General features: G+C 70.0%; 1 protein-coding gene. It reads left to right on the top strand.

The annotated features are described in order from the left end of the window. A partial coding sequence (locus ACWD0F_RS52095) for a condensation domain-containing protein (protein ID WP_449890593.1) occupies positions 1 to 1,464 on the top strand: 1,464 nt, incomplete at both ends.

Genomic DNA, 1,464 nt, shown 5'->3' with positions numbered 1-1,464 from the left:
CCACCCAACTCATCAGCGCCATCCGCGAAACCCTCAACACCGAAATCACCATCCGCACCCTCTTCGACACCCCCACCATCGCCGACCTCGCCCCCGTCATCGAGGCCAACCAGGTCGAGGCACGGCCCAAGTTGCGCACGATGCGACGTCCTGAGCGGCTTCCGCTGTCCTACGTCCAGCGCCGCATGTGGTTCGTCAACCAGACCAGCGACCAGGGGCAGGCCCATCACGTCCGTACCTGCCTGCGGCTCACCGGGCGGCTGGATCGCGACGCGCTCCAGGCCGCGGTCGGTGACCTGGTCGACAGGCACGAGGTGCTGCGCACGGTGCTGCCCGAGCACGAAGGCCAGCCGTACCAGCTCATCGTCACCGGCGAGCAGGCTCGGCCCGCGATCAGGTTCGTCACCGCGGCGCCGGCCGAGCTGCCCGGCCTGCTGGAGGAGGCGGCCGGCGCGCGGTTCGACCTCGCCACCGATCTGCCCCTGCGCGTCTTCCTGTTCGGCGTGGGCGCCGATGAGCACGTGCTGCTGCTGGTGGCGCATCACATCGCGTGCGACGGGTGGTCGATGGCGCCGCTCGCCCGCGACCTGGCCACCGCGTACGAGGTGCGCTGCCGCAAGGAGCTGCCGCGGTGGGAGCCGCTGGAGGTGCAGTACGCGGACTACACCCTGTGGATGCGCGAGGTGCTGGGCGACGAGGCCGATCAGGAGAGCGTGATCTCCAGCCAGGTGGCCTACTGGCGGGAAACGCTGGCCGGCCTGCCCGACCACCTCGAACTGCCGACGGATCGGCCGCGTCCGCCGGTGGCCAGCCACCGTGGCGGCACGATCCAGGTGACGGCCGGCGCCGAGCTGCACCGCGGCCTGCTGAGCCTGGCCCAGCACAGTCGTGCCAGCCTGTTCATGGTGACCCAGGCCGCGCTCGCGGCGCTGCTGAACCGGTTCGGCGTGGGGACCGACATCCCGGTGGGCACGCCCGTCGCCGGTCGCACCGACGCGGCGCTGGACGACCTGGTGGGCTGTTTCATCAATCTTCTGGTCCTGCGCACGGACGTCTCAGGCGATCCCACCTTCGCGCAGTTGCTCGATCGGGTCCGGCAGGCGGACCTGGCCGCCTTCAGCCACCAGGACCTGCCCTTCGAGCGCCTCGTCGAGATGCTCAACCCGGCGCGGTCCCTCGCCCGGCATCCGCTGTTCCAGGTCCTGCTCGTCCATCAGAACAACACCAGGGCCGAGCTGGAGTTCGCCGGGCTCGACGCGCGGACGGAACCGGTCAGCGATCCCGTCGCCGAGTTCGACCTGACCCTGGACATCGTCGAGAGCCACACCGGGGACGGTCGTCCCGACGGCATCCACTTCTATTTCGAGTACGCCGTCGATCTGTTCGATCGGGTGTCGGTGGAGGCGATGGGAGCGCTGTTCGTCCGGCTGCTGGAAGCGGTCGCGGCCGACCCCGACCAACCGA

It is taken from the genome of Nonomuraea sp. NPDC002799 (assembly GCF_053592075.1).
The sequence above is the reverse complement of the archived record's forward strand: the minus strand, read 5'-3'. Positions and strand labels throughout refer to the sequence as shown.